The 22,291-nt window shown below is 67.1% G+C and carries 27 protein-coding genes; 25 read left to right on the top strand and 2 right to left on the bottom strand.

Features of this window, described 5'->3' with window-relative positions; all coding sequences use genetic code 11:
- Window positions 1–33 precede the first annotated feature (33 nt).
- From rpsN to DK26_RS27815, 17 genes are all read left to right on the top strand, one after another.
- Window positions 34–339, top strand: a complete 306-nt coding sequence (gene rpsN / locus DK26_RS27895; protein ID WP_066480049.1) for a 30S ribosomal protein S14 — start codon at window positions 34–36, stop codon at window positions 337–339.
- 12 nt (window positions 340–351) lie between these two features.
- Window positions 352–750: a 30S ribosomal protein S8 gene (gene rpsH / locus DK26_RS27890; RefSeq protein ID WP_066480047.1), complete on the top strand. Its 399-nt coding sequence runs from the start codon at window positions 352–354 to the stop codon at window positions 748–750.
- Between the two features lie 35 nt (window positions 751–785).
- Window positions 786–1,319, top strand: a complete 534-nt coding sequence (gene rplF / locus DK26_RS27885; protein WP_066480045.1) for a 50S ribosomal protein L6 — start codon at window positions 786–788, stop codon at window positions 1,317–1,319.
- 11 nt (window positions 1,320–1,330) lie between these two features.
- A complete protein-coding gene (gene rplR, locus DK26_RS27880) occupies window positions 1,331–1,693 on the top strand; it encodes a 50S ribosomal protein L18 (protein WP_066480043.1) in 363 nt (120 codons plus the stop codon).
- A 131-nt stretch (window positions 1,694–1,824) separates the two neighbouring features.
- The gene (gene rpsE, locus DK26_RS27875) at window positions 1,825–2,388 is read left to right on the top strand and encodes a 30S ribosomal protein S5 (RefSeq protein WP_066480040.1); all 564 of its coding nucleotides are present in this window, start codon (window positions 1,825–1,827) and stop codon (window positions 2,386–2,388) included.
- A 10-nt stretch (window positions 2,389–2,398) separates the two neighbouring features.
- Window positions 2,399–2,593, top strand: coding sequence for a 50S ribosomal protein L30 (rpmD, locus tag DK26_RS27870; protein ID WP_066480037.1), 195 nt, complete (start codon window positions 2,399–2,401; stop codon window positions 2,591–2,593).
- A 12-nt stretch (window positions 2,594–2,605) separates the two neighbouring features.
- Complete coding sequence (rplO, locus tag DK26_RS27865) at window positions 2,606–3,085, top strand: 50S ribosomal protein L15 (protein WP_066480036.1); 480 nt, start codon at window positions 2,606–2,608, stop codon at window positions 3,083–3,085.
- A 93-nt stretch (window positions 3,086–3,178) separates the two neighbouring features.
- Window positions 3,179–4,516, top strand: coding sequence for a preprotein translocase subunit SecY (gene secY, locus DK26_RS27860; protein WP_066480035.1), 1,338 nt, complete (start codon window positions 3,179–3,181; stop codon window positions 4,514–4,516).
- On the top strand, window positions 4,516–5,097 hold the full coding sequence (locus DK26_RS27855) for an adenylate kinase (RefSeq protein WP_066480032.1): 582 nt from the start codon (window positions 4,516–4,518) through the stop codon (window positions 5,095–5,097). Before secY ends, DK26_RS27855 begins: the two co-directional genes overlap by 1 nt.
- Window positions 5,098–5,171: 74 nt before the next feature.
- Complete coding sequence (locus tag DK26_RS27850; RefSeq protein WP_066480030.1) at window positions 5,172–5,468, top strand: alkylphosphonate utilization protein; 297 nt, start codon at window positions 5,172–5,174, stop codon at window positions 5,466–5,468.
- 204 nt (window positions 5,469–5,672) lie between these two features.
- Window positions 5,673–6,869, top strand: coding sequence for an ABC transporter substrate-binding protein (locus tag DK26_RS27845; RefSeq protein ID WP_066480028.1), 1,197 nt, complete (start codon window positions 5,673–5,675; stop codon window positions 6,867–6,869).
- 236 nt (window positions 6,870–7,105) lie between these two features.
- Window positions 7,106–7,474: a 30S ribosomal protein S13 gene (rpsM, locus tag DK26_RS27840; RefSeq protein WP_066480026.1), complete on the top strand. Its 369-nt coding sequence runs from the start codon at window positions 7,106–7,108 to the stop codon at window positions 7,472–7,474.
- 168 nt (window positions 7,475–7,642) lie between these two features.
- Window positions 7,643–8,032 (top strand): 30S ribosomal protein S11, encoded by a 390-nt coding sequence (gene rpsK / locus DK26_RS27835; protein ID WP_043237079.1) that lies wholly within the window; start codon window positions 7,643–7,645, stop codon window positions 8,030–8,032.
- Between the two features lie 91 nt (window positions 8,033–8,123).
- Window positions 8,124–9,140 (top strand): DNA-directed RNA polymerase subunit alpha, encoded by a 1,017-nt coding sequence (locus tag DK26_RS27830; RefSeq protein WP_066480024.1) that lies wholly within the window; start codon window positions 8,124–8,126, stop codon window positions 9,138–9,140.
- A gap of 111 nt (window positions 9,141–9,251) precedes the next feature.
- The gene (rplQ, locus tag DK26_RS27825) at window positions 9,252–9,671 is read left to right on the top strand and encodes a 50S ribosomal protein L17 (protein WP_066480022.1); all 420 of its coding nucleotides are present in this window, start codon (window positions 9,252–9,254) and stop codon (window positions 9,669–9,671) included.
- Between the two features lie 206 nt (window positions 9,672–9,877).
- A complete protein-coding gene (locus tag DK26_RS27820; RefSeq protein ID WP_066480021.1) occupies window positions 9,878–10,831 on the top strand; it encodes a tripartite tricarboxylate transporter substrate-binding protein in 954 nt (317 codons plus the stop codon).
- Window positions 10,832–10,983: 152 nt separating this feature from the next.
- A complete protein-coding gene (locus DK26_RS27815) occupies window positions 10,984–12,249 on the top strand; it encodes a Glu/Leu/Phe/Val dehydrogenase (RefSeq protein WP_066480019.1) in 1,266 nt (421 codons plus the stop codon).
- A gap of 71 nt (window positions 12,250–12,320) precedes the next feature.
- On the opposite strand, the gene DK26_RS27810 is transcribed toward DK26_RS27815, so the two are convergent.
- Window positions 12,321–12,731: a BLUF domain-containing protein gene (locus tag DK26_RS27810; protein ID WP_066480017.1), complete on the bottom strand. Its 411-nt coding sequence runs from the start codon at window positions 12,729–12,731 to the stop codon at window positions 12,321–12,323.
- Between the two features lie 222 nt (window positions 12,732–12,953).
- On the opposite strand from DK26_RS27810, the gene DK26_RS27805 reads away from it, so the two are divergent.
- The 3 genes from DK26_RS27805 to DK26_RS27795 all read left to right on the top strand — a co-directional run bounded on the left by DK26_RS27805 (window position 12,954) and on the right by DK26_RS27795 (window position 16,796).
- The gene (locus DK26_RS27805) at window positions 12,954–14,324 is read left to right on the top strand and encodes a DegQ family serine endoprotease (RefSeq protein ID WP_083533661.1); all 1,371 of its coding nucleotides are present in this window, start codon (window positions 12,954–12,956) and stop codon (window positions 14,322–14,324) included.
- A 175-nt stretch (window positions 14,325–14,499) separates the two neighbouring features.
- The gene (locus tag DK26_RS27800) at window positions 14,500–15,807 is read left to right on the top strand and encodes a replication-associated recombination protein A (protein ID WP_066480014.1); all 1,308 of its coding nucleotides are present in this window, start codon (window positions 14,500–14,502) and stop codon (window positions 15,805–15,807) included.
- A gap of 110 nt (window positions 15,808–15,917) precedes the next feature.
- Entirely contained in the window at window positions 15,918–16,796 is an 879-nt protein-coding gene (locus DK26_RS27795; protein WP_066480013.1) for a DMT family transporter, read from the top strand.
- Between the two features lie 9 nt (window positions 16,797–16,805).
- Here the strand turns inward: DK26_RS27795 and DK26_RS27790 are convergent, their stop codons facing one another.
- The gene (locus tag DK26_RS27790) at window positions 16,806–18,137 is read right to left on the bottom strand and encodes a hypothetical protein (protein ID WP_210179293.1); all 1,332 of its coding nucleotides are present in this window, start codon (window positions 18,135–18,137) and stop codon (window positions 16,806–16,808) included.
- A 171-nt stretch (window positions 18,138–18,308) separates the two neighbouring features.
- On the opposite strand from DK26_RS27790, the gene crcB reads away from it, so the two are divergent.
- The 5 genes from crcB (at window position 18,309) to DK26_RS27765 (ending at window position 22,128) form a co-directional block, all read left to right on the top strand.
- The gene (gene crcB, locus DK26_RS27785) at window positions 18,309–18,692 is read left to right on the top strand and encodes a fluoride efflux transporter CrcB (RefSeq protein ID WP_066480092.1); all 384 of its coding nucleotides are present in this window, start codon (window positions 18,309–18,311) and stop codon (window positions 18,690–18,692) included.
- Window positions 18,689–19,948: an RluA family pseudouridine synthase gene (locus DK26_RS27780; RefSeq protein WP_083533659.1), complete on the top strand. Its 1,260-nt coding sequence runs from the start codon at window positions 18,689–18,691 to the stop codon at window positions 19,946–19,948. Before crcB ends, DK26_RS27780 begins: the two co-directional genes overlap by 4 nt.
- 103 nt (window positions 19,949–20,051) lie before the next feature.
- Window positions 20,052–20,558, top strand: a complete 507-nt coding sequence (locus DK26_RS27775) for a hypothetical protein (RefSeq protein ID WP_066480008.1) — start codon at window positions 20,052–20,054, stop codon at window positions 20,556–20,558.
- Between the two features lie 104 nt (window positions 20,559–20,662).
- The gene (locus tag DK26_RS27770) at window positions 20,663–21,325 is read left to right on the top strand and encodes an HAD-IA family hydrolase (protein WP_066480007.1); all 663 of its coding nucleotides are present in this window, start codon (window positions 20,663–20,665) and stop codon (window positions 21,323–21,325) included.
- 410 nt (window positions 21,326–21,735) lie between these two features.
- Window positions 21,736–22,128, top strand: a complete 393-nt coding sequence (locus DK26_RS27765; RefSeq protein WP_157089880.1) for a hypothetical protein — start codon at window positions 21,736–21,738, stop codon at window positions 22,126–22,128.
- Window positions 22,129–22,291: the final 163 nt, after the last annotated feature.

Raw genomic sequence — 22,291 nt, 5'->3', positions numbered from 1 at the left:
TCACCGCTCATACGCGGAAACCAGGAGAAATCGATGGCTAAGAAAAGCTCCGTCGAGAACAACAACCGCCGCAAGGCGCTCGTGAAGAAATTCGCGGGCAAGCGCGCGCGTCTTCTCGCGATTGCCAATGACGAGAGCCAGTCCATGGACGAGCGTTTCCTCGCTCGCCTGAAGCTGGCGGAACTGCCGCGCAATTCTGCCGGCATTCGCGTGCGTAACCGCTGCGAAGTGACCGGCCGGCCGCGCGCCTTCTATCGTAAGCTGAAGATGTCGCGCGTTGCTCTGCGCGAGCTCGGCAACAAGGGGCTGGTTCCCGGCCTCGTCAAGTCGAGCTGGTGAGGAGATAGCGTTATGGCGATCATCGATCCGCTCGGAGATATGCTGACCCGCATCCGCAATGCGCAGATGCGGCGCAAGTCCCGCGTGTCCACCCCTGGCTCGAAGCTGCGCGCCCGCGTGCTCGACGTGCTCCAGGCCGAGGGCTACATCCGCGGTTACACCCAGACCGAGTTCGGCAATGGCCGGACCGAGTTCGACATCGAGCTCAAGTACCATGAGGGCCAGCCGGTCATCCGGTCGATCTCTCGGGTCTCGAAGCCCGGCCGCCGTGTCTATTCTTCGGTGGAGACGATGCCGCGCGTGGCCGATGGCCTCGGCGTGACCATCATCTCGACGCCGAAGGGTGTCATGCCCGATCACCTTGCCCGCGAGCAGAACGTGGGCGGCGAAGTGCTCTGCAAGGTCTTCTGACCTTTCGCGCACAGCTGCTCATCAGGAGAAATCCAATGTCTCGTATCGGTAAGAAGCCCATCTCGGTTCCGGCTGGCGTCACCGCCAACGTCGCGGGCCAGGAGGTCAAGATCAAGGGTGCGAAGGGCGAGATGTCCTTCGTGGTGCCCGACGACGTCTCGGTCGTGCTGGAGAACGGCGCCATCGCCGTCCAGCCGCGCTCGCAGAGCAAGCGCGCTCGCTCGCTCTGGGGCACCTCGCGTGCCCGCATCAACAATCTCGTGATCGGCACCACCGCCGGCTTCGAGAAGAAGCTTGAGATCAACGGCGTCGGCTACAAGGCTGCCGTCGCCGGCAAGGTCCTCAAGCTGTCGCTCGGCTACAGCCACGACATCGACTATGAGATCCCTGCTGGTGTCGCGATCGTGACGCCGAAGCCGACCGAGATCGTGATCTCCGGCATCGACAAGCAGGTCGTCGGCCAGACCGCCGCGGAAATCCGCGACTATCGTGGCCCCGAGCCCTACAAGGGCAAGGGCGTCAAGTACGCCGGCGAGTTCATCTTCCGCAAGGAAGGCAAGAAGAAGTAAGGACGGCAGGGATGAGCAAGCAGACAGTTGCGACTGCGCGCCGCAAGGCCCGCGTCCGTCGCTCGATCAAGGCGGTTGCCAATGGTCGTGCGCGCCTGTCGGTGCATCGCACCGGCAAGCAGATCTACGTCCAGGTCATCGACGATGCGAAGGGGCTGACGCTCGCTTCCGCCTCGACCCTCGACAAGGACATCCGCGGCGACATCAAGTCGGGCGCGAACGTCGTCGCCGCCACGCAGATCGGCAAGCTGATTGCCGAGCGTGCGCTGAAGGCGGGCGTCAAGGAAGTGGTCTTCGACCGCGGTTCCTATCGCTACCATGGCCGCGTCAAGGCGCTGGCCGAGGCCGCTCGCGAAGGCGGGCTGAGCTTCTGACGTTCAGGAATTGCGGTACGCGGAGGGTCCTCTCGGGCTCTCCGCGTACCGCATTATAGTGGCTGCCCCGTCCGGGGCGCTCGAGCGAGCGGCGGGCTCACAGGTCCGATCCGCGCAAGTAAGAGGATGACATGGCGAGAGAACCTCGTGACCGTCAGGATCGCGAAGAGCGCGATTCCGAATTCGTGGACCGTCTGGTCCACATCAACCGCGTCGCCAAGGTGGTGAAGGGCGGGCGTCGCTTCGGCTTCGCTGCGCTTGTCGTCGTCGGCGACCAGAAGGGCCGCGTCGGCTTCGGCCACGGCAAGGCCCGTGAAGTTCCCGAGGCGATCCGCAAGGCGACTGAAGCCGCCAAGCGCGGCCTCGTTCGCATCCCGCTGCGCGAAGGCCGCACGCTGCATCACGACGTCCACGGTCGCCATGGCGCCGGCAAGGTCGTTCTGCGCGCTGCCCCGGCCGGTACCGGCATCATCGCCGGCGGCCCGATGCGCGCCGTCTTCGAGGCGGTCGGCATGCAGGACGTGGTGTCGAAGTCGCTCGGCTCCTCGAACCCCTACAACCTCGTGCGCGCCACCTTCGACGCGCTGAAGAACGAGGATAGCCCGCGCAGCGTCGCCGCCCGGCGTTCGCTCAAGGTCTCGGCCCTGCAGACGCGTCGTCGCGATGCCGGCACCGATGCCGCGGCCGAAGCGTGAGGAGGGTTCGATGGCAAAAGCTGGGAAGACCCTGACCGTCGAGCAGATCGGTAGCCCGATCCGCCGCGAAGTGTCTCAGCGCCAGACCCTGATCGGTCTCGGCCTGAACAAGATCCGCCGCCAGTCGACCCTGGAAGACACGCCGGCTGTGCGTGGCATGGTCGAGAAGGTCAAGCACCTCGTCCGCGTCGTCGATGCGAAGTGAGGAGGGGCGAACATGAAACTCACTGATATCCGTGACAACGAAGGCGCGGCCAAGTCGCGCATCCGTGTCGGCCGTGGCATTGGCTCCGGCAAGGGCAAGACCGGCGGGCGTGGCGTCAAGGGCCAGAGCTCGCGTGGTGGCGTCGCGATCAAGGGCTTCGAGGGCGGCCAGATGCCGCTTTATCGGCGCCTGCCGAAGCGTGGCTTCCACAACCTGTTCGCTCGCGAGCTGAATGAGGTCAATGTCGGCCGCATCCAGCAGGCCGTCGAGGCCGGCAAGCTGGACGCCAAGGGCGTCGTCACGATCGAGGCGCTTGTCGCCGCTGGCGTGATCAGCAAGGCCGCGCGCGACGGCGTCAAGATCCTGGGCGTCGGCGAACTGACGACCAAGCTCGCCTTCGAGGTTGCTGGCGCGTCGAAGTCGGCCGTCGAGGCGATCGAGAAGGCTGGCGGTTCGGTCAAGATCCTGACGGCTGCCGCTTCACAGGCGTGATCCCTACGCTTACATGACTGAACGCGAACGGCGGCCGGGCCAGAAGCCTTGGCCGCCGTTCGACTGTCTGACTATCACCGAAGGACCGGACGCATGGCATCCGCGGCTGAACAGCTTGCTTCAAACCTGAATTTCGCCGCGTTCGCCAAGGCGGACGAGCTGAAGAAGCGAATCTGGTTCACGCTGGGAGCGCTGATCGTCTTCCGGCTCGGTACCTATATTCCGCTGCCCGGCATGAACCCGGACGCGGTGGCCGACCTCTTCAAGCAGACCCAACAGGGTGTGCTCGGCATGTTCAACATGTTTTCGGGCGGCGCGGTCGGCCGTCTGGCGATCTTCGCGTTGAACATCATGCCGTACATCTCGGCGTCGATCATCATCCAGCTGCTTTCCAGCGTCGTGCCGAGCTTCGAGGCGCTGAAGAAGGAAGGTGAGGCGGGCCGCAAGATCCTGAACCAGTACACCCGCTATCTGACCCTGGTGCTGGCGCTGTTCCAGGCCTGGGCGATTGCGGTCGGCCTGCAGGGCTCGGGCAATCTCGTGCTCCAGCCGGGGCCGTTCTTCCTGGTCTCCACCACCATCACCCTGGTCGGCGGCACCATGTTCCTGCTCTGGCTCGGTGAGCAGATCACCAGCCGCGGCATCGGCAACGGCACCTCGATCATCATCTTCGCCGGCATCATCGCCGAGTTCCCGGCGCAGCTGGCGCAGACCCTCGAGCTCGGCCGCCAGGGCGCGATCTCGACCGGCCTGCTGCTCGGCGTGCTGGTCATGGCCGTCGTCGTCATCGCCTTCGTGGTGTTCATCGAGCGGGCCCAGCGCCGGCTCCTGATCAACTATCCGAAGCGCCAGGTCGGCAACCGCATGTATGAGGGCCAGACCTCGTTTCTGCCGCTGAAGCTCAACACCGCCGGCGTGATCCCGCCGATCTTCGCCTCCTCGCTGCTCTTGCTGCCGACGACCATCGCGAGCTTCTCGCAGGCCTCGGGCGGCACCGGCGTGCTGGCGACCATCGCGACCTATCTCGCCCATGGCCGGCCGCTGTTCATGATCCTCTATGCGGCGCTGATCATCTTCTTCTGCTTCTTCTACACCGCGATCGTGTTCAATCCGGTCGAGACGGCTGACAACCTCAAGAAGCATGGCGGCTTCATGCCGGGCATCCGGCCGGGCGAGCGCACCGCGGAGCATATCGACCGCGTCCTGACCCGCATCACCGTGCTCGGCGCCGGCTATTTGACTATCGTCTGCTTGATCCCGGAGATGATGATCTCCTATGCCCAGATTCCGATCATCCTGTTGGGCGGCACCTCGCTGCTCATCGTGGTGACGACGACGATGGATACCGTGGCGCAGGTCCACGGGCATCTGCTGGCCCATCAGTATGAGGGGCTGGTCAAGAAGGCGAAGCTGCGGGGGGCAAAGCGCTGATGAGACTGATCTTCCTGGGGCCGCCGGGGGCGGGGAAGGGTACTCAGGCAATCCGCATCGTCGAGAAGCACGGCATTCCGCAGCTCTCGACGGGCGACATGCTGCGCGCGGCTGTCGCGGCCGGTACGCCGGTTGGCGTCAAGGCCAAGGCGGTGATGGATGCCGGCGGACTGGTCTCGGACGAGATCGTCATCGGCATCGTCGCCGACCGGATCGAAGAGCCGGATGCGAAGAAGGGCTTCATCCTCGACGGCTTTCCGCGGACGCTGGCCCAGGCCGAGGCGCTCGACGGGATGCTGGCCTCCAAGGGGCTGAAGCTCGACAAGGTGCTGGAGCTCAAGGTCGACCAGAGCAAGCTCGTCGACCGCATCGTCCGGCGCGCCGAGGAAGCCAAGGCGGCCGGCCAGCCGGTCCGTAAGGATGACGATCCGGAGGTCTTCAAGACCCGGCTCCAGGCCTATAACCGCGATACCGCGGTGGTCGCGCCCTATTACGAGAAGCGCGGCCAGCTCACCGCGATCGACGGCATGCAGCCGATCGACAGTGTGACGTCGGCGATCGAGAAGGCGCTGGCGGGCTGAGCGCCGCAAAGCAGGTTTTAAAGTTCACAAGCCGCGCGGTGCTCGCCGCGCGGCTTTTTCAATGGAGTGGAATGATGGCCGACGACGATTACGTCTATGACGAGGCGACCGGCGAGTGGCGCCCGGCTTCGGAGGTGGCGGCTGCCGCAGCGGCGGGGCTGGAGGTTCGCGACGCCTCCGGCAATGTCCTCGCCGACGGCGACTCCGTGACGCTGATCAAGGACCTCAAGGTCAAGGGCGCCAACCAGACGCTGAAGCAGGGCACGGTGATCCGGACGATCCGGCTGACGGACAATCCGGAAGAGATCGATTGCCGCTATGAGGGCATCAAGGGGCTCGTCCTGCGTACGGAGTTCGTCCGCAAGCGGTGAGGTCCAGCGCGGGCCACAGGCCAGGGTTGTGCGGATTTGCGCCAGCGCGGGCACGGTTTCGCGCTCCGCTGCCGCAATTGACACATCTCCTTCCGGAAACTGAACTCGGCATAGGCCCATGAAGGCCGAGACACGGACCGGCTCCAGCCGAGAGCGGTGGCGATCAGCCATCGCCGGCTGGCCGGCCGGAGACGGGAGGACAGCATGAAACGGGTTGCTTGCCTTGTGGCGGCTGCGCTGCTGGCGGCCGCGTCGACCGCGCGGGCACAGGACGCGGTCAAGATCGGCATTCTGAACGACCAGTCCGGAAACTATGCCGAGTTCGGCGGGCTCGGCTCCGTCGAGGCGGCGAAGCTCGCGATCGAGGATTTCGGCGGCTCGGTGCTCGGCAAGCCGATCGAGATCGTCGCGGCGGACCACCAGAACAAGCCTGACATCGCCGCGGGGCTTGCCCGGCGCTGGTACGATGTCGACGGCGTCACGGCCATCGCCGACCTCACCAATTCGGCGGTCGCGCTCGCGGTGGCGGGCATCGCGAAGGAGCGCCAGAAGGTCACGCTCTATAATGGCCCGGCGACGACGCGCCTCTTCAACGAGGACTGCTCCGCGACCGGCTTCATGTGGACCTTCGACACCGCGACCTCGGCCAAGGGCACGGCGCTCTCGATCCTGCGCGAGGGCGGCGACAGCTGGTACATCATCGCCGCGGACTATGCCTTCGGCCACCAGCTAACCGCCGATATCGAGAGGATCGTCGCGGCCAATGGCGGCAAGACGCTCGGCACCGTCCGGGCGCCGCTCTCGACGCCGGACTTCTCTTCCTTCCTGCTGCAGGCGCAGGCGTCCAAGGCCAAGATCGTCGCCTTCGCCAATGCCGGCACGGACACGATCAACTCGATCAAGCAGGCCGGCGAGTTCGGTCTCGTCGACGGCGGCCAGAAGCTCGCGGCCATGGTTGTGGTGCTCAGCGACATTCACGGTCTCGGCCTCGACAAGGCCAAGGGCTTGATCACCACCACCGCCTATTATCACGATGCCGACAAGCCGAGCCGGGACTGGGCCGACCGCTATATGGCGCGGACCAAGAAGATGCCCGGCATGATCCAAGCCAGCGTCTATTCGTCGGTGCTGCATTATCTCAAGGCGGTGAAGGCTGCCGGCACGGCTGCGGGACCTGCGGTCGCCGCCAAGATGCGGGAGCTGCCGGTCGAGGACTTCTATGCGCCCGGCGCGAAGATCCGCGAGGATGGTCGCCTCCTGAACGACATGCTGCTGGTCGAGGCCAAGGCGCCGTCGGCCTCCAAGGCGCCATGGGACTACTTCAAGGTCGTCCGCAAGATCCCGGCTTCCGAGATCATCGCGCCGCTTTCCGAGAGCAAGTGCGCCCTCGTGAAGAAGTGAGGGCAGGGCGCCCCGCCATCGCCCCGAGTCAGCTTGACAGGCTGGCCCGGAGCGACTAACAGCCGGCCATCCGGTTTCATTGAGCGATGCCGACGCCTTCGAGAGAAGGGGCGGTGTCGCGTTCTCGTATGGAATGGATTCAACGCCTCGCACGGGCCGGCCTCCACCGGACGCGAGGTTCTTTCAACCGCCGCAGCTGCCACCGGGCATCGCGGCCGACATGGAGAGACGAGACAATGGCTCGTATCGCAGGCGTCAACATTCCGACCGGCAAGCGCGTCGTCATCGCGCTGCAGTACATCCACGGCATTGGCTCGGCCAAGGCGCAGGAGATCTGCGAGAAGGTCGGCATCGCCGCCGAGCGCCGCGTCAACCAGCTGAGCGACGCCGAAGTGCTCCAGATCCGCGAGACGATCGACCGCGACTACCTCGTCGAGGGCGATCTGCGCCGCGAAGTCACGATGAACATCAAGCGCCTGATGGACCTCGGCTGCTATCGCGGCCTGCGCCATCGCCGCTCGCTGCCGGTCCGCGGCCAGCGCACCCATACCAACGCCCGCACCCGCAAGGGCAAGGCGAAGCCGATCGCCGGCAAGAAGAAGTAAGGTTCGGTTCGCGTCGAATCTGGTGGCCGGGCCTGTCCCGGCCATTCCGTCGTTACGCGGCGTCTTCAGCGCCGCGTCTTGAAAGAGGTGCCCGGACCTTCGTCCGGGCATGACGTCTCTCCCCAGCGCCTGGCATGACGGGCGCGCCTGAAGGATGAAAGAAAGACCATGGCCAAGGAAGCCCAACGCGTCCGTCGTCGCGAACGCAAGAACATCGTCTCCGGCGTCGCGCATGTGAACGCCTCGTTCAACAACACCATGATCACCATCACCGACGCGCAGGGCAACACGATCTCGTGGTCGTCCGCCGGCACGATGGGCTTCAAGGGCTCGCGCAAGTCGACCCCCTACGCCGCCCAGGTCGCCGCCGAGGATGCCGCCCGCAAGGCTGCCGAGCATGGCATGCGCACCCTCGAGGTCGAGGTCACCGGTCCGGGTTCGGGCCGCGAGTCGGCGCTGCGCGCGCTGCAGGCCGCCGGCTTCACCGTCACCTCGATCCGCGACGTGACGCCGATCCCGCACAATGGCTGCCGGCCGCGCAAGCGTCGTCGCGTCTGAGCCGCGGATCGGATTGCGGCACCCGCAAGGGCGGGTGCCGGTACGGGGCGGCCCGCCGTCGCCATTGCATTGAAGCACCAGGAGTGCGGTCGTGATCAGCAAGAACTGGCAGGATTTGTCCAAGCCGAACAAGCTCGAAGTGAAGGTCGGAGACGACCCGAAGCGTCAGGCCACCGTGATCGCGCGTCCGCTGGAGCGTGGCTTCGGCATGACGCTCGGCAACGCCCTGCGCCGCGTGCTGCTCTCCTCGCTCCAGGGCGCTGCGGTCACCGCCGTCCAGATCGACGGCGTGCTGCATGAGTTCTCCTCGATCCCGGGCGTCCGCGAGGACGTCACCGACATCGTCCTCAACATCAAGGCCATCGCGCTGAAGATGCAGGGCGAGGGCCCCAAGCGCATGACCCTGCGCAAGACCGGCCCGGGCGTCGTCACCGCCGGTGACATTAACACCGTCGGCGACGTCTCGGTCCTGAACCCTGAGCTGGTTCTCTGCACGCTGGACGACGGCGCCGAGATCCGCATGGAGTTCACCGTCAACACCGGCAAGGGCTATGTCCCGGCCGAGCAGAACCGTCCCGAGGACGCGCCGATCGGCTTGATCCCGGTCGACAGCCTGTATTCGCCGGTGAAGAAGGTCTCCTACCGCGTCGAGAACACCCGCGAGGGCCAGAACCTCGACCGCGACATGCTGACCATGGCGATCGAGACCAACGGCTCGGTCTCGCCGGAGGACGCGCTGGCGCTTGCCGCCCGCATCCTGCAGGACCAGCTCGCCGTCTTCATCACCTTCGAGGAGCCGCGCAAGGAAGAGGCCGTCTCGACCGCGCCGCAGCTGCCCTTCAACCCGGCGCTGCTCAAGAAGGTCGACGAGCTCGAGCTTTCGGTGCGTTCGGCGAACTGCCTGAAGAACGACAACATCGTCTATATCGGCGACCTCATCCAGAAGTCGGAGGGCGAGATGCTGCGCACCCCGAACTTCGGCCGCAAGTCGCTCAACGAGATCAAGGAAGTGCTCGCCACCATGGGCCTCCATCTCGGCATGGACGTCACCGGCTGGCCGCCGGAGAACATCGAAGAGCTGGCGAAGCGCTTCGAAGAGCACTACTGATCCCGCCGGCGCGGAGTCCTCTCCGCGCCAGCTTCCCGCACGGTGCATAGGCGCCGGAGCATAACGAACGGCCGTACCGTGGCACGGCGGCCGTAATCACAGGAGAGCCAAATGCGTCACGGTTTCCGCGGTCGTCGTTTCAACCGCTCGGCTGAGCATCGCAAGGCGATGTTCGCCAACATGTCCCAGGCCCTGATCAAGCACGAGCAGATCACCACCACGCTGCCGAAGGCCAAGGACCTGCGTCCGGTCGTCGAGAAGCTGGTGACCCTCGCCAAGCGCGGCGACCTGCATGCCCGCCGCCAGGCGATCTCGCAGATCAAGGACGTCGCCCTGGTCGGCAAGCTCTTCGCCGTGCTCGGCCCGCGCTACAAGGAGCGCAATGGCGGCTATCTGCGCATCATGAAGGCGGGCTTCCGCTTCGGCGACAACGCTCCGCTCGCCGTGATCGAGTTCGTCGATCGCGACGTCGATGCCAAGGGCCAGGATTCGGGCCCGGTGTTCACGGCGGATGACGAGCAGGCCGCCTGAGCCTGCGAGCGTCCAAAAGTTCTGAAAGGGCGGCCTTCGGGCCGCCCTTTTTCGTTTGCGCGGCGCGAAGCAAACAATTGCCGCCGGCCATTGTTGCGGCCGGGCGCGCTGTTCGCGTTCCGAAGGCAGTGCTAGCCTCGTTTCCGAGCGGGCAGGGGCGGCGAAGCCGCGAACCAGGACAAGGCCCGCCGCGAGGGAGAATTCGCATGAAGCGAGCCGCGTTGGCCGTTCTGGCCGTCCTTGCCGCCGTATCGGCACAGGCCCAGGACAAGTATCCGTCGAAGCCGGTCAACATGCTGGTGCCTTTCGCGGCCGGCGGCTCCTCGGACGTGATTGCGCGTCTCGTCGGCGATGAGATGGGGCGAGTGCTCGGCCAGCGTATCGTGATGGAGAACATGGCTGGCGCCGGCGGCGCTACCGCCTTGACCCGGGCGGCCCGGGCCGAGCCGGACGGCTATACCATCGTGATCGGCAACAGCGGCACCAATGCCGCTTCCTACACGATCTACAACGACCTGAAATACACCCAGGCCGATTTCGTGCCGATCGGCCTCGTCGCCAAGACCTCGCCGATGATCGCGCTCAAGCTCGATTTCCCGGCGAAGGATCTGAAGGAGTTCATCGACTACGCCAAGAAGCACCCGGGCAAGGTCAATCTCGGCCATGCCGGTGTCGGCTCTTCGAATTATCTGATCTGCCGGACCTTCCTGAAGGCTTCCGGGCTGGATGTCGCCCTGGTGAGCTATCGCGGGGCCGGCCCGGCGCTGAACGACCTGATGGGCGGCCAGATCGACGGGGTCTGCGATGCCGCGACCTCGCTCTCCGGGGCGATCCAGGGAAACAAGGTCAAGGCGCTGGTGGTGGCGACGCCGCAGCGCCTGCCGAGCCTGCCGGACGTGCCGACGGGTGCGGAGGCCGGTCTGCCGGCTTTCCAGGCGCAGGGCTGGAACGCCCTGTTCGCGCCGAAGGGCACGCCGGAGCCGATCATTGCGCGGCTGAACGAGGCGCTGCGCAAGGCGCTGGAAAGCCCGACGCTGCAATCGCGCTTCAAGGAACTCTCCTCGGTACCGCCCCGCCAGGACGAGCTGACGCCGGACCATGTCGCCAGAATGGTGCCCGGCGAAATCGAGAAGTACCGCGTGCTGCTGACCGAGAAGTGAGGGATCGGCGGCCAGGCTTCCCGCATTCCAGCTGCGGCGCGTGGTCGCTCATGCATTCTCGAACAGTTCGAACCAAGCGGTTCGCTCTTGTACCTGCGCTGCCTTCTGATTAAGCGAATGCCTGTTTCCCGATCACTCGACAGGATAATTCGATGTCAGAAGACAGCCTTCTCGACCACGCGCTTGTCCGGCTGGACGACGCGGCCAGGCATCTCAATATCGACCCGGATGTGATCGAGAAGCTCAAATTCGCGCGCGAGACCACCAAGGCGCGGCTGATGATCCGCATGGATGACGGCTCGCGGAAGTCCTTCCTGGCCTGGCGCTGCCGCTATGACGACACGCGCGGCCCGACCAAGGGCGGCATCCGCTTCCATCCGTCGTCGACGATCGACGAGGTCGAGACGCTCGCCTTCTGGATGACCTTCAAATGCGCCGTGATGAACCTGCCCTATGGCGGCGGCAAGGGCGCGGTCCAGGTCGATCCCCGGCAGCTGTCGAAGGCGGAGCTCGAGCGCCTGGCGCGCGCCTATATCCAGGCCTTCGCGCGCATCATCGGCCCTGACCGGGATATCCCGGCGCCGGACGTCTACACCAACGCCATGATCATGGGCTGGATGGCCGACGAGTACGCCCAGATCGTCGGCCAGGCGGAACCGGCCGTGATCACCGGCAAGCCGATCGCGCTCGGCGGCTCGCTCGGCCGCAATGACGCGACGGCGCGCGGTGGCTACTATCTCGTGCGCCATCTCGCCGGCGAGCTCGGGCTCGGCGACGACATGCGCGTCGCGGTCCAGGGCTTCGGCAATGCCGGCCAGTTCATCGCCCGCCTGCTCGCCGGCGACGGCCACAAGATCGTCGCGGTCTCGGATTCGGAAGGCGCCGTGTTCGCGCCGAACGGGCTCGATGTCGGGGCGCTGCTCTCGGCCAAGGCGAGCGGCAAGTCGGTGCTCGCCACCGTCGGAAGCAATGGCCACGAGGCGCTTTCGGCCGATGCTCTGATCGGCGTCGATTGCGACCTGCTGGTGCCGGCGGCGCTGGAGAACATGATCCACGAGGACAATGCCGCCGAGGTCAAGGCGCGCATCATCCTGGAGCTGGCGAACGGGCCGGTCACCAGCGAGGCCGACGCGATCCTCGAGAAGCGCGGCGTCGTCGTCCTGCCGGACATCCTCGCCAATGCCGGCGGCGTCACCGTCTCCTATTTCGAATGGGTGCAGAACCGCCAGGGCTTCTACTGGCCGCTGGAAGAGATCCACGACCGGCTGCGCACGATCATGGAGCGCGAGGGCAGGGCGATCTGGGGCGTCTCCCAGGACAAGGGCGTCTCGATGCGCACTGCCGCCTATGTGCACGCGCTGAGCCGCCTCGCCGAGGCGATCGAGGCCCATGGCACGCAGAGCTTCTTCGTGACCTGAGCGCAGCCCGACAGGCAAAAGCTTTGGAAAGGGGCGGCGGCAGCCGCCCCTTTTTCATGTCGGGACGAAGCTCACCTGATCCGGCCGGCGAGTTCGCCGGCAAGATCGAGCAGGGTGTCGGCGGGCTGGGCGTAGAGATCGGCCTCCGGCGTCACACCATAAAGCGAGAAGATGAAGTCGTTCGTCTGGTCCTGCTTGGAGAGCCCCATCGACCAGCCGGCGAAGGCGCGACGCTCGATCGGCTCCCGGGCCAGCAGGCGCAGATTGCCATGGCGTGGATCGACCACGATCCGGCCATAGGTTTCGGCGACATTCGCAGCGTCGCCTTCGAGCACCTGGGCGAAGGCCCCCGGCGTCGCCAGGAGAAACCCGGTTACATGATTGTCGGCATTGAGGCGCTGCGCCGTGGCGATCATCCGGGCGAGTTCCGCACGACGATTGACCTCGACGAGGCGGCTTTCGCTGGAATAAACAAGGCGCATGAGGCTCACGAACCGGGCCCTTCTTCGTCAGGCAGGCCGGCGGGTCGTGCCGTGTGGGCTTCTCCGCAAACCGGACGCAATGCCCCGGTTCGGGCAGGTTATGGCGGTAGTGCGGCCATGAAAACGCAAACGCAGTCGATACGTTTCATGAAAGGTTCTGGAATGTCGGGCCGAATCAAGCTTTCCGGTGCATGCGTCACGGCCGCTCTGCTGGCCTCGACCATGCTCGCCGGGGCGCCTTCCTCCTCGGCTTTCGCGCAGGACCGCCAGGTGCCTGAGACGCGCCAGCAGGTCGCGCTGTCCTTCGCGCCGGTGGTCAAGAAGTCGGCGCCCTCCGTGGTCAACGTCTATGGGGCGCGCATCGAGCGCCGGCCGCAGAACCCGTTCATGGATGACCCGTTCTTCCGCCGCTTCTTCGGCGATGGCGGCTTCGGCGTGCCGCGCGAGCAGGTGCAGCGTTCGCTCGGCTCCGGCGTCATCGTCGATGCCGACGGGCTGATCGTGACCAACAACCACGTCATCGACGGCATGAGCGAGGTCAAGGTCGCGCTCGCCGACAAGCGCGAATTCGAGGCGACGATCCTGCTGCGCGATCCGCGGACCGACCTCGCCGTGCTGAAGATCAAGGCCAAGGATCTGAGCGCGCTGGAGCTCGCCGATTCCGACAAGATCGAGATCGGCGATCTTTCGCTGGCGATCGGCAATCCCTTCGGCGTCGGCCAGACGGTGACGCAGGGCATCATCTCGGCGCTGGCGCGCACGCAGGTCGGCGTCGGCGACGCGCAGTCCTTCATCCAGACGGACGCGGCGATCAACCCCGGCAATTCCGGCGGCGCGCTGGTTGACATCCATGGCCGGCTCGTCGGCATCAACACGGCGATCTTCTCCCGCTCCGGCGGCAGCGTCGGCATCGGCTTCGCCATTCCCTCCTCGATGGTCCAGGTGGTGGTCGCCAGCGCCAAGGCCGGGGCGAAAACGGTTCGTCGCCCCTGGTTCGGGGCGCGCCTGCAGGTGCTGACTGCCGATGTCGCCGACGGGCTCGGACTCGACCGGCCGGCGGGCTCGGTCGTCGCCAGCGTGGTCGAGAAGGGGCCGGCTGCCGAGGGCGGCCTCAAGCGCTCAGACGTGATCCTGGCGGTCGACGGCATCGCCGTCGACGATCCCGAGAGCTTCGGCTACCGCTTCGCGACGCGCCCGCTCGGCGGCGTGACCTCGCTCACCGTACTGCGCGGCGGCAAGCGCATCGTCGTGCCGGTCAAGCTCTCGCCGGCACCGGAGACGCGGCCACGCGAGCCGGTCACGCTGTCCGGCCGTTCGCCGCTTTCAGGGCTCACCGTGATGAACCTCTCGCCGGCTCTGGCGGAGGAACTCTCGGTCGAGACCGGGAACGAGGGCGTCATCGTCGGCGCGATCGAGGAGGGCAGCCCCTCGGCGCGCGTCGGTTTCCAGAAGGGCGACCTGATCCTCGCCATCAATGGCGAGCGCATCGCGACCTCGCGCGAGCTCGAGACCGCGACGCGCGAGCGCAAGCGCTCCTGGGAGGTGACGATCTCGCGCGGCGGCAAGACCGTGACCTCCGTGTTCGGCGGGTGAGGGGTGCTCAACGATCCACGCCGTCTTTCCGGGGCGGGCCACAGGCCCGAGCCCGGACCCCATGAACACCGAACAGCGGTGGAAATGTCGGCGCTTCCATGATCAGAATCTGTGTTCATGGGGTCCGGGCTCGCTGCTGCGCAGCGCCCCGGAATGACGGCGGCGGTTCTGCGCCATGACCGATCTCTTCGCCGCCTCCGGCCTCGATAAGGCCGGCCCGAGACCGCTGGCCGACCGTCTGCGACCGACCACTTTCGGCGAGGTCGCGGGCCAGGAGCACCTGACCGGGCCGGACGGGGTGCTGTCGCGCCTCGTCGCCTCGCGCTCGCTCGGCAGCCTGATCTTCTGGGGCCCGCCCGGCACCGGCAAGACCACGGTGGCGCGCCTGCTCGCCGGCATGGTCGACCTCGGCTTCGAGCAGATCAGCGCGATCTTCTCCGGCGTCGCCGATCTCAAGAAGGCCTTCGACAGCGCCCGCGGCCGCCGTCTCGGCGGCAAGGGGACGCTGCTCTTCGTCGACGAGATCCACCGCTTCAACCGGGCCCAGCAGGACGCCTTCCTGCCGGTGATGGAAGACGGCACGATCACCCTGGTCGGCGCCACCACCGAGAACCCATCCTTCGCGCTCAACGCCGCGCTGCTCTCGCGGGCGCGCGTGCTGACCTTCAAGGCGCTGGACGAGGGGGCGCTGCTCTTCCTGCTCGGGCGGGCCGAGGTGCTGGAGAACCGCGAGCTGCCGCTGACGCCGGCGGCGCGCGAGGCGCTGGCGCGCTTTGCCGATGGCGACGGGCGCGCCGTGCTGACGCTGGCCGAGGAGATCTGGCGCGCGGCCAAGCCGGGCGAGATCTTCGACGAAGCCGGGCTTTCCGAGGTGATCCAGCGGCGGGCGCCGATCTACGACAAGGCGCAGGACGGCCACTACAACCTGATCTCGGCGCTGCACAAGACGATCCGCGGCTCGGACCCGGACGCGGCGCTCTACTATTTCGCCCGCATGCTCGACGCCGGCGAGGATCCGCGCTTCCTGGCGCGCCGGCTGGTGCGGATGGCGGTCGAGGATATCGGTCTCGCCGATCCGCAGGCGCTTGTCCATGCCCGCGCCGCGGCGGAGACCTATGAGCAGCTCGGCTCGCCCGAGGGCGAGCTCGCGCTCGCCAATTCCGTGATCTATCTCGCCACCGCGCCGAAATCGAATGCGGCCTATGTCGCCTACAAGGCGGCGATGCGCACGGCCAAGCAGGCGGGCTCGCTGACGCCGCCCAAGACGATCCTCAACGCGCCGACCAAGCTGATGAAGGAAGAGGGCTACGGCGCCGACTACACCTATGATCATGACGCGCCCGACGCCTTCTCGGGCCAGAACTACTGGCCCGACGCGCTAGGCCGGCAGTTCTTCTACGACCCGCCGGAACGCGGCTTCGAGCGCGAGATCCGGAAGCGGCTGGAATACTGGGAGAAGCTCCGGCAGGAGCGGGGGGAGTAGGGGCGCGGCCCGCCCAAGCTTGACGGGCGGCCAGCCGCCTGTGCCCGGCGCATGGCGGCCGGCCCCAGGCAAGGGAGCCGAGCGCCGCAGCCATCCGCTAGATGCGGTGCATGTCCACCTCGTCGCCTTCCCGACATCCGCTGCGCGGCATCCTGTTGATGCTGGGCGGGATCGCCTGCCTGGCCGCTTCCGATGCCGAATCCAAGCTGCTCGCGGTTACGGTGCCGACGGCGCAGATCATGTGGATCCGCTTCGTGGTTTTCGCGCCGCTGGCGGTGCTGATCGCGCTCCGTGCTCTCGGTCGTGCCGGCCTGCGTTCCCGGCAGCCGCTGCTTCAGGTCATCCGCGGCATCGGCCTACTCGGCTCGGGCTTCGGCTTCATCGCCGGCATGCAGTTCCTGCCGCTGGCCCAGGCGACGGCGGTGTTCTTCGTGGCGCCGCTGCTGGTGATCCTGTTCTCCGTGCCGCTGCTCGGCGAGGTCGCGCGCGCCCGGCAATGGGCGGCGGTCTGCCTTGGCCTGATCGGTGTGCTGATCATCGTCCGGCCGGGCTCTGCGGGTTTCCACCCGGCGCTTATCTTCCCGGTGATCTCGGCGGCGTCCTGGGCCTTCGCCTTCGTCATGGCCCGGAAGATGCGCGCGGACAGTCCCCTGCTGACCCTGGCCTACACCGCAGTCGTCGGGCTCATCGTCTGCAGCGCGCTGCTGCCATTCTCCTATGTGCCGCTGGGCTGGCGCGAGATCGGCTTTGGCCTGATGACGGCGCTGTTCTTCGCGGCGGCGCAATTGCTGCTCATCCTGGCCGTTCGCTTCGCTCAAGCCAACGAGCTCGCGCCCTATGCCTATAGCCAGCTGATCTGGGCGGCGCTGTTCGGCCTGCTGATCTTCGGCAATGTCCCGGACCTCTGGACGCTGGCCGGAGCGGTCGTCATCGTGCTGAGCGGGCTCGCCGCGACGGGCCGGCCCAGGCATGCAACGACCTCGGCGTGAACGAGGTCGTCAGAAACTCCGCTCGAGAAAAAGCTGCGTCGAGATCTGCCGCCCCGCCAGCCCGGCCTGGATCTCTCGGCCGGCGATCGCGATCTTCGCCCAGGCGACCGAGGTCTCGATCCCGGCCTTGAAGCCCTCGACCGGCGTCCAGACGATGTTCGCCGCGACGCGGTCGATCCTGATATCGCCCTTGGCCTGCCCGGCGAGCGGCACCTCCAGCCAATAGCGGCTGATGAAGGCGTTGGTCGCGATTTCGTCCGTCCATTCGCGCCGCGTCGAGACCAGCGCCGAGAAGCCGCGCGTCGGATCGGTGCCGAAGAGCACGCGGTTGACCAGGCGCCCGTCAAGCTGCGAGCCGATATAGGGCGCTGCGTCGATGCCGGCGGCGATCTGTGCGGTCAGGCTGCTTGTCGCTCCGAAGACCTCCCTTTCATAGGTCACGCCGATGATGCCGGCGCGGCCGGGCCGCGCCGAGCCGCTGGGCGCCTCACGCACGGCAAGCGCCCCATGCACGGTCCAGCCACCGGCCTCGTAAACCAGCCGCGCCACGCCGTCCGGGAAGGAGCGAGCCGGGGCGAGGGAGGTGAGCGAGGGCGTGGCCGGCGCGCCGCTCGTCGTGCTGGTGGCGGAGCCATTGCCCAGCGCCGTGTCCTCAAGGGAAAGCGTCGCCGTCCAACTCTCCGTCAGTGGCAGTTCCAGCGCGATTAGGCCGACGGTGCGGGAGGGCGCGCGCGTCGAGAAGATGAAGTCGTCGCCGGTCCAGAAGGAGAAGCGCGAGGTGTCGAGGCCGAAGGTCCAGGGGCCGATCAGGATCGTCGCCTCGTCGAGCGTGGTTTCGCCGACGCCGTCGACCGGGCTGTTGAGCGTGAAGCCGAAGGCGGAGCCGACGACCAGGCCCGAGGCGAGCTGGTGCGAGGTCGCGATACGGAAGGCGGCGCTGGTCGGGAACGAGGTCGCGGGCGGAGGCGCAGGCGGGCCGTTGCGCGAAACCTTGAAGCTGTCGCGCTGCAGGCCGGCGCTTACCGTGCCGGTGATCGAGAGGCAGGTGCCCGAGCCGGGCAGGATCAGGCCGCGCTCCGGCGGATCGCCGTCATCCTCGTCTTCGTCGTCGTCATCGGTATCGTCCGAATCGTCGTCCGAGCCGTTCTCGTCGTCATCCGCCGCTTCGGCTTCCTTGCCGGCGAAGAGCGGCTGCGTCTCGGGCAGGGCGATGGTGCAGGCGCGGGCGAAGGTCGCGGCGAGGGGCGGCCGGGCCGGCAGGCGTGCGGGCTCGGCGACGGCCGCGGACGCCAGCACGAGACAGAGCCCGCCGAGCGACAGCGGCGCGAGCCACGGCCGCACCGCGCCAGCCAAGGCGGTGCCTGGGAATCGCTCGATCACTATCGCTGCCGCTCACCCGTTCCCGCAATTTCTGGGGCGCTGCGACTGCCGAAGTCAATTGCGCCCGGCTCGGACCATGCCATGGGCGTGATTTCGTTTGTGCGGGCCGGCGGCGCTGGCTATTGCATGGCGATGACCTCCACGCTTCTCGTCTTCCTCGGCGCCGGCATCGGCGGCGTGCTCCGGCACGGCGTCAACCTCGCCGCGCTGCGATGGCTCGGCCCCGGATTTCCGTTCGGGACGATGGCGGTCAATATCGTCGGCTCCGCCGTGATGGGACTGCTCGCTGGTTGGCTCGCTTTGCGGGCCGGGGAGGGCTGGCCGCAGCAGGCGAGGCTCTTCCTCGCCACCGGGGTCCTCGGCGGCTTCACCACCTTTTCGGCCTTCTCGCTCGACGCCGTACTGCTCTGGGAGCGCGGCGACGTCGTCGCTGCGGCGCTCTATGTCGTCGGCTCGGTCATTCTTTCGCTCGTGGCGCTGGTCGGCGGGCTCGCTCTGGTCAGGGGACTGTCATGAGGTCTGGCGGTAACGGTTCGGGCGGCAAGGGCGGCGCGGGCAAGGCAGGTTCCGGTAAAGGCGGCGCCGGCTCGCGTGCGGCGCGCCCGCCGGCTCGCCCCGGCAAGCGGCCGAGCCATGATGCGCGCCGGCAGGCCAAGGCAGCCGGGCGCGGCAGGCCGGAGACGGCGCCTGCGGTCGGGAAGCCCGCTCCCAGGCGGCCGGCCGCGGCGGCGCCGACCCGCGCCGAGGTCAAGGCCGTGACGGCGGAGGTGCTTTCGACCGGCGTGCAGCAGCTCGTGGTGACGCCGGACGAGAACGAGATGCGGATCGACCGCTTCCTCGAGGCGCGGTTCCCGCAGCTCTCCTTCAGCCATATCCAGCGCATCGTCCGGAAGGGCGAGTTGCGCGTGAACGGCAAGCGCGCCGACAGCAAGGACCGGCTCGAAGCCGGCCAGACCGTGCGCATTCCGCCGCTCAAGCTCGAACAGCAGGACGAGCGGCCGCGTTCGGCCAAGGCCGATGCCGATACGATCGGCTTCCTGCGCTCGATCACGCTCTATGAGGACGACGACGTCATGGTCCTCAACAAGCCGGCTGGCCTCGCCGTGCAGGGCGGCTCGGGCACGACGCGCCATGTCGACGGGCTGCTCGAGGCGCTGACCGGCAAGGACGGCCAGAAGCCACGCCTCGTCCATCGGCTCGACAAGGACACCTCCGGCTGCCTCGTCATCGCCAAATCTCGCTTTGCCGCTGCGACGCTGGCCAAGACCTTCCGCTCGCGCTCGGCCCGCAAGGTCTACTGGGCGCTGGTCGCCGGTGTGCCGCGCGTCCGCCAGGGCCGGATCTCGACCTATCTCGCGCGCGAGGAGGCCTATGACGGCGACCAGCGCATGGCCGTGGCGAAGCATGGCGACGATGGCGCGATGCATGCCGTGACCTATTACGCGGTGGTCGAGACCGCCGCGCAGAAGCTCGCCTGGCTCTCGCTGAAGCCGGTGACCGGCCGCACCCACCAGCTGCGCGCCCACGCCGCCCATATCGGCCACCCGATCGTCGGCGACCCCAAATACTTCAACATCCAGAACTGGGAGTTGCCCGGCGGCATCCAGAACAAGCTGCATCTCTTGGCGCGGCGGATCGTGCTGCCGCATCCGCGCGGCAAGGGCACGATCGACGTCAGCGCGCCGCTGCCGCCGCATATGCGCCAGAGCTGGAACCTGCTCGGCTTCGAGGATGAGCGCTACGATCCGATCGTCGACGCGCCCGACGAGTAGAGCATCGCACCAATGGGTTGCGTGACCTTGCGTAAGAACACTTGCGGAACAAAGCGCGTTATGTTCTAAGTTTGTTCCTGTGATAGTTCACGGGAGGCATTCCATGTCGCGCATCGCCTTGCTCGCTACCGGTCTCGTTCTCGCATTCTCTTCCGCCGGCCTCGCCCAGGCCCAGCAGATCCCGACCCCGGCCGCCGCCGGGCCGCAGACTGCCGCCGCTTCCGACGATCCGATTCCGCGCGCCGCCCGAGCCGAGGCGCGGCGCGATTGCTATGCCGAGAACATCGCGCTTTCGGGCGATGATCTGCGCCGCGCGATGCGCAACTGCATGCAGGAGCGCTTTCCGGGCGTGCAGCTCTATGCCGCCGACGGGCTGACACGCGACGGCAAGCCGACCGCGGCGACGGCACGTGCCGTCTGCAAGCAGCAGGCTGATGACCGCAAGCTTGCCGGCAGCGAGCGGACCGCGGCGCTGGTCGCCTGCTTCAACGAGAAGCGGCCCGATCTTGCGCAGCGGGCCGAGTGCCGCAAGGAGGCCCGCGGCAAGGGGCTGGAGGCCGAGGCTCTGCGCGCCGCGATCGCCGGATGTGCCAGGGACAGCCAGGGCTGAGCGGATAGGGTTGAGCGGACTGGGCGCGTCTTGCGGGGCGCAAGCATGAGGCCCCTGCGCCGGCGATGCTGGCGCCGGGGCGCCAAGCCGGCTAAAGCGCCGGCATGAACCTCGTAATCTTCGACCTCGACGGGACCCTGATCAATTCCGAAGCGATCATTCTCGAAGCCCAGTTCGAGACGTTTGCGCGCTGCGGGCTCAAGCATCCCGGCCGCGAGGCCGGGCTCGGCATCGTCGGCCTGACGCTGGATATCGCGCTGATGCGCCTCGCCGGCCTCGAGCGGCCGGACGATGTGCTGACCGAGACCTATCGCCAGGTCTTCGGCGCGATGCGGCTCCAGGCGGAGAGCGATCCGAAGCTGGCCGAGCCGTTGTTCCCGGGCGTCGCCGAGATGCTGGCGGAACTGTCGCGCCGGCCCGACACGGTGCTCGGCATCGCCACCGGCAAGTCGCGGCGCGGCGCCGATTACATCATCGAGCGTCATGGCTGGGGCGGCCTGTTCGCGACGACCCAGACGGCCGATGACGCCGCCTCGAAGCCACATCCGGAAATGATCCTGCGGGCGATGCGCGAGACCGGGGCGCAGCCCGGAGCGACGCTGATGATCGGCGACAGCAATTTCGACATGGAGATGGCGGTCGCCGCCGGGGTGGCGCCGGTGGCCGTGTCATGGGGCTTCCAGTCGGTCGCGGCGCTGAAGGCGGCCGGAGCCGCGCATGTGATCGAGGACTGGGCGGCGCTGCCGGGGCTGATCGGCAAGCCGTAGCACGCTTCCTGAGCGGACCGGCGCCGCTCACCGCGCGGTCACGCTCGGGCCTGACCCGAGCATCTCCGCACGGAACAGGCGCTGGCCGGCACCAACTCGTCACGAGATTCTCGGATCTGCGTTCCGCTCCGTCCGAGAATGACGCGAGCGGGAATGCGATGGCCTTGCCGTCGTGAAGGGGTGTGCCGCCACCGCGCAGCGGCTTTGGTAATAACCGCGCAACCACATCGACTCAGACCCGTTTAACCTGAACAGGCGTTCAGATTCTCGAATTAACCACCTGATCAGAAGCGTGGCCGCATCGTCTCCTCACAACTGGGACATACCGGCACAAAACAACGCCGGACAGGGGTCGAACAATGATCAGCCATGAACTTCGTGAATTCGTCGATCGCGTGATGGACAGGCACGTGATCGACGACGAAGACGTCAAGATGCTTCAGCGCGAGATCTTGAGCGATGTTGTGATCAGCCGCGAAACGCTCGATGTGCTTATCGCACTCGACCGTGCCGTCATGGTCAAGGCCGCTTCCTTCGCTGATTATCTCGTGGCTCTGACCGTCGACTTCGCCGTCTGGGAATGCCGCCCGACCGGCAAGATCGACCGCGACAAGGCGCATTGGCTGGTGACGACGCTGTCGGCCGGCGAGGGGCCGACGCAGACCGCCCAGCGGATCGGTTTCGAGATCGTCCGCGAGGCGCAGTCCTGCGACGAGGCGATGGTCAGCTTCGCGCTGCGCAAGGGCGATGCCCAGATGCGCGGTGTCAGCTTCCAGCCGGAGCGCCTGTTCCTGGCGAGCTGAGCCGGAACCGGTTTGCTGGCGGGGGCCGGAGTTCGAGCGCGGGGTGCTGCAGCCCGCCGGCCCGGCCGATCAGTGGACGGAAAGGTCCCACTCCCGTAAATCCGGCTATGCGCCATCAAGGCCGCCGGGCGGGGGAAGTCAGCGATGTTCACGAAGATACTGA

The sequence above is a fragment of the Allobosea sp. WAO genome, assembly GCF_001509835.1.
Classification (GTDB): Bacteria; Pseudomonadota; Alphaproteobacteria; order Rhizobiales; family Beijerinckiaceae; genus Allobosea.
The sequence above is the reverse complement of the archived record's forward strand: the minus strand, read 5'-3'. Positions and strand labels throughout refer to the sequence as shown.

Excerpts from the sequence above, each read along its gene's own strand:
- rpsN (WP_066480049.1), top strand. The coding sequence starts at position 34 with ATGGCTAAGAAAAGCTCCGTCGAGAACAACAACCGCCGCAAGGCGCTC.
- rpsH (WP_066480047.1), top strand. The coding sequence starts at position 352 with ATGGCGATCATCGATCCGCTCGGAGATATGCTGACCCGCATCCGCAAT.
- rplF (WP_066480045.1), top strand. The coding sequence starts at position 786 with ATGTCTCGTATCGGTAAGAAGCCCATCTCGGTTCCGGCTGGCGTCACC.
- rplR (WP_066480043.1), top strand. The coding sequence starts at position 1,331 with ATGAGCAAGCAGACAGTTGCGACTGCGCGCCGCAAGGCCCGCGTCCGT.
- rpsE (WP_066480040.1), top strand. The coding sequence starts at position 1,825 with ATGGCGAGAGAACCTCGTGACCGTCAGGATCGCGAAGAGCGCGATTCC.
- rpmD (WP_066480037.1), top strand. The coding sequence starts at position 2,399 with ATGGCAAAAGCTGGGAAGACCCTGACCGTCGAGCAGATCGGTAGCCCG.
- rplO (WP_066480036.1), top strand. The coding sequence starts at position 2,606 with ATGAAACTCACTGATATCCGTGACAACGAAGGCGCGGCCAAGTCGCGC.
- secY (WP_066480035.1), top strand. The coding sequence starts at position 3,179 with ATGGCATCCGCGGCTGAACAGCTTGCTTCAAACCTGAATTTCGCCGCG.
- DK26_RS27855 (WP_066480032.1), top strand. The coding sequence starts at position 4,516 with ATGAGACTGATCTTCCTGGGGCCGCCGGGGGCGGGGAAGGGTACTCAG.
- DK26_RS27850 (WP_066480030.1), top strand. The coding sequence starts at position 5,172 with ATGGCCGACGACGATTACGTCTATGACGAGGCGACCGGCGAGTGGCGC.
- DK26_RS27845 (WP_066480028.1), top strand. The coding sequence starts at position 5,673 with ATGAAACGGGTTGCTTGCCTTGTGGCGGCTGCGCTGCTGGCGGCCGCG.
- rpsM (WP_066480026.1), top strand. The coding sequence starts at position 7,106 with ATGGCTCGTATCGCAGGCGTCAACATTCCGACCGGCAAGCGCGTCGTC.
- rpsK (WP_043237079.1), top strand. The coding sequence starts at position 7,643 with ATGGCCAAGGAAGCCCAACGCGTCCGTCGTCGCGAACGCAAGAACATC.
- rplQ (WP_066480022.1), top strand. The coding sequence starts at position 9,252 with ATGCGTCACGGTTTCCGCGGTCGTCGTTTCAACCGCTCGGCTGAGCAT.
- DK26_RS27820 (WP_066480021.1), top strand. The coding sequence starts at position 9,878 with ATGAAGCGAGCCGCGTTGGCCGTTCTGGCCGTCCTTGCCGCCGTATCG.
- DK26_RS27815 (WP_066480019.1), top strand. The coding sequence starts at position 10,984 with ATGTCAGAAGACAGCCTTCTCGACCACGCGCTTGTCCGGCTGGACGAC.
- DK26_RS27810 (WP_066480017.1), bottom strand. The coding sequence starts at position 12,731 with ATGCGCCTTGTTTATTCCAGCGAAAGCCGCCTCGTCGAGGTCAATCGT.
- DK26_RS27805 (WP_083533661.1), top strand. The coding sequence starts at position 12,954 with ATGCTCGCCGGGGCGCCTTCCTCCTCGGCTTTCGCGCAGGACCGCCAG.
- DK26_RS27800 (WP_066480014.1), top strand. The coding sequence starts at position 14,500 with ATGACCGATCTCTTCGCCGCCTCCGGCCTCGATAAGGCCGGCCCGAGA.
- DK26_RS27795 (WP_066480013.1), top strand. The coding sequence starts at position 15,918 with ATGTCCACCTCGTCGCCTTCCCGACATCCGCTGCGCGGCATCCTGTTG.
- crcB (WP_066480092.1), top strand. The coding sequence starts at position 18,309 with ATGACCTCCACGCTTCTCGTCTTCCTCGGCGCCGGCATCGGCGGCGTG.
- DK26_RS27780 (WP_083533659.1), top strand. The coding sequence starts at position 18,689 with ATGAGGTCTGGCGGTAACGGTTCGGGCGGCAAGGGCGGCGCGGGCAAG.
- DK26_RS27775 (WP_066480008.1), top strand. The coding sequence starts at position 20,052 with ATGTCGCGCATCGCCTTGCTCGCTACCGGTCTCGTTCTCGCATTCTCT.
- DK26_RS27770 (WP_066480007.1), top strand. The coding sequence starts at position 20,663 with ATGAACCTCGTAATCTTCGACCTCGACGGGACCCTGATCAATTCCGAA.